At 44.2% G+C, this 6,289-nt stretch carries 5 protein-coding genes; 3 read left to right on the forward strand and 2 right to left on the reverse strand.

Features of this window, described 5'->3' with window-relative positions; all coding sequences use genetic code 11:
* Nucleotides 1-138 precede the first annotated feature (138 nt).
* Both narQ and B9J84_RS13585 read left to right on the forward strand, forming a co-directional pair.
* Nucleotides 139-1,863: a nitrate/nitrite two-component system sensor histidine kinase NarQ gene (gene narQ / locus B9J84_RS13580; protein ID WP_013868533.1), complete on the forward strand. Its 1,725-nt coding sequence runs from the start codon at nt 139-141 to the stop codon at nt 1,861-1,863.
* The gene (locus B9J84_RS13585; RefSeq protein ID WP_179217572.1) at nt 1,850-2,482 is read left to right on the forward strand and encodes a response regulator; all 633 of its coding nucleotides are present in this window, start codon (nt 1,850-1,852) and stop codon (nt 2,480-2,482) included. Before narQ ends, B9J84_RS13585 begins: the two co-directional genes overlap by 14 nt.
* Before the next feature lie 66 nt (nt 2,483-2,548).
* Here the strand turns inward: B9J84_RS13585 and dcuC are convergent, their stop codons facing one another.
* Nucleotides 2,549-3,916, reverse strand: coding sequence for an anaerobic C4-dicarboxylate transporter DcuC (gene dcuC / locus B9J84_RS13590; protein WP_019281627.1), 1,368 nt, complete (start codon nt 3,914-3,916; stop codon nt 2,549-2,551).
* A gap of 298 nt (nt 3,917-4,214) precedes the next feature.
* Nucleotides 4,215-5,342, reverse strand: a complete 1,128-nt coding sequence (locus B9J84_RS13595; protein ID WP_094124366.1) for a fatty acid desaturase — start codon at nt 5,340-5,342, stop codon at nt 4,215-4,217.
* 174 nt (nt 5,343-5,516) lie between these two features.
* On the opposite strand from B9J84_RS13595, the gene B9J84_RS13600 reads away from it, so the two are divergent.
* On the forward strand, nt 5,517-6,059 hold the full coding sequence (locus B9J84_RS13600) for a GNAT family N-acetyltransferase (RefSeq protein ID WP_013868537.1): 543 nt from the start codon (nt 5,517-5,519) through the stop codon (nt 6,057-6,059).
* The last annotated feature ends 230 nt before the right edge of the window (nt 6,060-6,289 follow it).

Raw genomic sequence — 6,289 nt, forward strand, 5'->3', positions numbered from 1 at the left:
CCCCCAAGGAGGTAATTGGCTAGTCATGTTGTTTTAGATCAATAAATTCAAGCGCGAGTGATCACATATTGAATGGCTTTAACGACAGCGGCGCCCAATCAGATACAATAGGCAAGGAGAGGTTTACGGAGAGATGTTTTGAGAAAACGATCCAAACAGTCGGTCACCAGCACCATTGCCAAAGCCATGGTGTCGATTTTACTGTTATCGGTTGCCATCACAGGCTACGCCATTTTTACACTCGCTTCCTCACTCAATGATGCGGAAGCGGTGAACGTTGCTGGTTCAATGCGTATGCAAAGCTATCGATTAGCACATGATATTCAAAGTAACTCGGTGGATTATTCATCTCACATTTATCTTTTTGAACGTTCGCTTTATTCACCATCAATGAAAGCATTGCAGCGTTGGCCTGTGCCAAACGACATCACCAAAGATTATTATCAGTTGATCATTCGTTGGCACGAACTGAAAAGCTTGTTAAATAGCGAGAACAAAGACCGCTATCTTGATGAGGTAGCGAAATTTGTCAGCCAAATCGACCGTTTTGTCTTTAAGTTGCAGCACTTCTCAGAACAAAAGCTGATCCAACTGGCTTGGTTTGGCGGCATGGGGTTGGGTGGTGTGTTGTGTATCTCATTGTTTGTGGTGCATTTTATTCGTAAGGAAGTGGTGGGGCCATTGCGTTCGCTAGTGACCGCCAGTGAGCAGATCCAAAACCGTTCATTTGATGTATCGCTCAATGTCACCAGCCATAATGAAATGGGGATCTTAACCCGCACGTTTAATAAAATGGCCACCGACCTTGGTAAGCTGTACCTCGGTTTAGAGCAAGCGGTGAATGAGAAAACCCATAAGTTGCAAAATGCCAACCAAGCACTGCAAGTGTTGTATGACTGCTCGCAAGAGCTAACCGCATCGCGCATTAGCCAAGATAATTTCCAAGCGATTTTGCAACACTTGGTCACCATTGAAGGGGTCACATTTGCCCAGTTAGAAATTGGTGATGACGCGGGTAAAAGTACGCGCTTATCCGAAGGTGAGAGCAATGGGTTCTCCCTTTCTCCGCTTTTGCTGAGCTTAGATGGGATGCAACTGGGTTACTTGTATCTGCAATACAGCTTGCCTTGTCCAAATAGCGCCTTGATTGATAACTTCGTACAAATATTGTCGCGTGCTATTTATTATAATCAAGCGCAGAAACAAGCCGAGCAGTTGATCTTGATGGAAGAACGCGCCACCATCGCACGGGAACTGCATGATTCGTTGGCTCAATCGCTTTCGTATCTGAAGATACAAGTATCATTACTAAAACGCGTGATTGGCCGAGCAGAGACCCCGCACGCCGCAGAGAAAAAAGAGCAAATCATTTTAGATATTGATCAAGGTTTGTCGGGCGCTTACACCCAGTTAAGAGAGCTATTAACCACCTTTAGGCTAACGATTAAAGAAGGCAATTTTGGTCAAGCGCTCAAGGGCATGCTAGAGGAACTTGGCGAGCAAACTACGGCGGAGATAGTGCTTAATAATAATTTGTCATCGATTGATTTAGATGCGCATCAACAAGTGCATTTACTGCAATTGATCCGAGAAGCGACTATCAATGCTATCAAACACGCTCAAGCTAATGTTATTCAAGTCAACTGTGATGAATTAGACGATCAGGTGATGGTGACGGTCAAAGACGATGGGGTTGGCTTTGATCAACAGCGTGCTAGGCTCAATCACTATGGATTAAGCATTATGCAAGAAAGAGCGGCGCGGCTGCATGGCGCAGTGTCAGTAACCTCCGCACCCAATGCTGGGTGTGAAGTTATATTGAAATATAAACGTTCAAAGGATACAAATTTTGACGAGATGTAGAGTAATGTTGGTAGATGACCATCCTTTGATGAGACGTGGTATCCACCAACTATTGAGTTTTGAAGATGACTTTGAAGTGGTTGCTGAAGCTTGTAACGGCAGTGAAGCCATCGCTTTGGCACATGACATCGAGCCGGATCTCATTCTGCTTGATTTGAATATGAAAGGCATGTCAGGGCTCGATACGTTAACAGCGCTTCGTGCGGATGAATCAACCGCTACCATTGTTATTTTAACCGTATCAGACAGTGCGCTCGATATTGAAGCTATGGTGAAAGCGGGGGCTGATGGCTACCTTCTTAAAGATACAGAACCAGATGAGCTGGTGGAACTGCTTAGACAGGCCGCGACGGGTGTAAAAGCGTACAGCGAGTTTGTTACTCAGTACCTCGCCGAACGTCATACGCATGAAGATCTTTTTGAGGCATTAACCGACCGTGAAACTCAGATTTTAAAAGAGGTCGCGAAAGGGTATCGGAATAAACAAATTGCGGATCGTCTGTTCATTTCTGAGTCGACAGTAAAGGTGCACATGAAGAGTTTGCTGAAGAAGCTACGCGTCCCATCGCGCACGGCAGCAACGATTTTATACTTGGAACGCTATAGCGAGAGTAAATAACACCTATTTGGAAATAGCGGTTTGAAAAAAGGGCGTCCTGTTGGACGCCCTGATTGTTCGTTAACGTTATGCTGTCATCGGTACAAGGATTACTGTACCAATAATGACAGTGATTAAACCGAGGATGACAGGAACGGAAGTGCGTTTTACCACTTCAAATGGACTGATTTGACCCATACCAGCTGTTGCTACAACGACGCCTGATACTGGCGAAATGGTGCGCCCAAGGTTGGAGGCTTGCAGCATTGGGATAATGAGAAAGGCTGGGTTCACGCCCAATTTAGCCGCCAACGATGGCGCTAACTCAACAAAGGCGTAGAACGGAGCGTTGCCTGAACCCGTCGCAATAGCGGCTGCTACGGTAAGGCCTGTCAAAATCAGCATCAAGGCTATGCCGCCTGCGCCTGCGGTTTCTGCAAGATGAAGCAGGTTATCAATCGCTCCAATCGACATCAAACCTTGTGCGAATACGCCCGCAGCAACCAACAACATCACCACGCCTTTGAATGCTTCGGCCATGCCTGCGTAGCATGATTCTAGATCTTCTAACGTCTCTTTACCTTTAAAACGCTTCGTCACGAAGTCAACCAATGCACCGATGAAGATGGATCCGACCACAATGGTGTAAATATCAAGGCTCAAACCTTGAATGGTTTCTCCGTTGAATAAGAACACACCCACAATAGGTAAGAATGGAAGAGCCGCATAGTAAGCCGGTGCTTTCACTTCGATGGCGGAAACATCGATTTTTTCCATCGGTGTGTTGTCTTTCTTATCGAGATATTTGTTCCAGAAGAAGGCCGCGATCGCCATGACGATAATGGCGCAGATCGAAACAGGAAGAACCGTTTCCACGGCAAAAACGTGTAAAGGTAGGCCTGATTTTTCCGCCGCAATAACCACATCACCGGATGTCGGGGAAAGGATGATCGCAGCAGGAGATGCACATACCGCAACTGCGGCCGGACGAGAGATCCCCATCGCTACCATCATCGGAAATAAAGTGGCCATTAACAGCACGCCAAGACCCGTTGCTGAGCTCACCGCTAAAGACATCAAACACGCCACAATGTAAGCAGCAACCAGCAAGATATAAGGGGATGTAATAACCGAAAGAGGTTTAGAAAACTGTTTTACAACCACATTGTTGGCGCCGATGTGTGTCATGTACGAAGCAAAACCACACAGCAACATAATTTGCATGCCTAAACCGCCACCACTGTAACGCAACATGTATTTCACGAATTCGAGTGCATCCGTTACTGTGTTACCGGTTGAGGGTACTTTGGCTGGCAGCACTGAATAGCCAAGTGCGCCAGTTAATAGCAGTAAAACGATACCTGCGGTGAGTAACACACCGGCTGGCTTGTAACCTTTAACAATGAAATAACCCACCGCTACTGTTACCGCCAAGCCAATTAAAAGCTCTAGCATTTAAGTCTCCTGAAATTATGAACAATATTGCAAAAACGTGTATCAATTTATGACAAGGAATTTACCGAAAAGAATGCTGTAGCACGAGAGCAAGTTGAGCTTTAGATGATCTAAAACAATAAAATTATCAATTGATAACCTAGTTGAAAATTCTTTAACTTTGAATATGTTTTAGTCGTTCTAACTATTCATTTAGCAAATATGCGGCTAGAAGTTCTGTTAGAGGGGGGGGATAATTTAAGCTAAGAAAAATGAAGCCACTTAAGGCATGGCTTCATCAAATCTGTAAAGTATGAATTTAGGAGTACTGACGCACAATGAGCTGCCAATTGGATTTTTGTAGTGCTAATTGTTGCTTCACTTGTCGATAGCGCAGCATCAATAGGGAGTGTTCATATCTACGAACCATATTGTTTTTTTTACTTTCGAGCAGCTGTTTCTTTAATTCATAATACTCTTGCAACTGCATGACTAAAGCGTCAAATTCACGTTGTATGCTGGCCATAACGAGTTGCTGATTGGGCAACGCGGCGATCTGTTTTTGCGCATGGCTTAATGCCATTAACGCTTTCGCTTTTTCTACCTTAAGGGGAGGAGAAGTGCGCAGTTTACCAGCCAACCCAAGCCACGAACACAGCTTGATCAGCCATTTTGTTGGGTCGTATTGCCACCAATAAATCCCATTACGATAATCGTTTTCAAAAATATGGTGATAATTGTGGTAGCCCTCGCCAAAAGTGAAGAAAGCCAAAATACCGTTATCGCGGGCTGTATTTTTATCAGTATAAGGTTGGCTACCCCATATATGAGCCAGCGAATTGATGAAAAATGTCGTGTGATGATTGAGCACTAAACGCAGTGCACCCACGATCAGTAACATGCCCAGTATATCGTGATAAATAAAACCAAGGATCAGAGGAACGCCCAAGTTCATTGCGAGTGCCAAAGGCACATAATACTTATGCTGCCACATGACGATCTTATCTTTTTGCAGATCACGGCAGTTGGAGTAGTCATCATACGTGGTTTTATTGTAGTGACGCAGCATCCAACCTATGTGTGAAAACCAGAATCCACGTTTGGCTGAATAAGGATCTTTGTCATTATTGTCTACATGCTTGTGATGAACTCGGTGATCAGAAGACCAATGTAGTGCACTGTTTTGCAGTGCAAACGCCCCACCTAATGCAAACAATAATCTCAGTGCCCAATGTGCTTCATAGGCTTTATGTGACCATAAACGGTGATATCCCGCGGTAATGGAAAGGTTGCAAAAGGAAAAACAAATCATCAGCCAAAGCCAATGCTCCATGCCGTAGCCAAATTGCCATCCATACAAAGGGGCTGCAATCGTCGCTAAGCCCAAGCTGAAGCTAAAAATGACGATGTTTATCCAGATAAGTGGTGGTTTTGATGCCGATTTCATGATTAAAATCCTTGAGCTTACAGTTGTTCGCTAGAATATCAGCGAACAACTGTAAGTCAAAGAGGTTTAATGATTCTTTTAAGGGATTGTGACTAGTATATTTTGCTTTTCTATTTGAACCGAATAGTATGAAAGACGATGTTAATCCTTACAGGAAGTAATAAGGACTAGAATATGGAAATAAAAGCAGCTGAATATTGCGATTTTGAAAGAATTGCTCAGCTACACGCTCAAAGTTGGCGAACTCACTACCAAGGCATATTAGGCAAAGAGTACCTTGATAACGACGTTCTAGAAGACCGTTTACTGATTTGGCAAACTCGCTTAATCAATCCACCATTTAATCAACATGTCCTACTGATTGAAGAGGGAGGGCTGCTGTGTGGGTTTATCTGCGCCTTTGGTAACCACGATTTTGACAAAGGCAGCATTATCGAGTCTCTGCACATTGATGAAAATTATCGAGGAAGGGGGATTGGTCGCCAGTTGATTCAAGAGATGGCGGCATGGTTTGAGCAGTATTTCCCTAATAGCGGTGTGTATTTGGAAGTGATGGCGGACAATAAGCAAGCCATCGAATTTTACGACTACTTAGCTGGTCGACCTAAAGGAGAGCGTTTATGGCGGTCTCCCTGTGGGCAAGATATTAAAGAGTGGGTTTATACTTGGACTAGCCCAACAGATTTGCTGGCTTCGGTCTCTTCTACGGTTGATTGAAACGCATAGTGCGCGGGCTATGTCTTCTTACCTATCGGTATTCGTGTGATTCGTTCTTGATGTATTGAGGAAGAGGCGGTGACCAAACATGATTGCATCTTCCAGACACATGAGTTTTTAATCATCTAAAGTTTCCAAATGCTATAAATAGAAAAAGCCTCTGATAATCAAAGGCTTTTTCTTGATATTTGGCGGAGAGATAGGGATTTGAACCCTAGGATAGCTATTAA

The sequence above is a fragment of the Vibrio sp. V03_P4A6T147 genome (assembly GCF_002241085.1).
In the GTDB taxonomy this organism is placed as follows: domain Bacteria; phylum Pseudomonadota; class Gammaproteobacteria; order Enterobacterales; family Vibrionaceae; genus Vibrio; species Vibrio anguillarum.

What these genes read in the sequence shown, in the direction of transcription:
- B9J84_RS13600 (WP_013868537.1), top strand. Translation starts at nt 5,517, where the DNA reads ATGGAAATAAAAGCAGCTGAATATTGCGATTTTGAAAGAATTGCTCAG.
- B9J84_RS13595 (WP_094124366.1), bottom strand. Translation starts at nt 5,342, where the DNA reads ATGAAATCGGCATCAAAACCACCACTTATCTGGATAAACATCGTCATT.
- dcuC (WP_019281627.1), bottom strand. Translation starts at nt 3,916, where the DNA reads ATGCTAGAGCTTTTAATTGGCTTGGCGGTAACAGTAGCGGTGGGTTAT.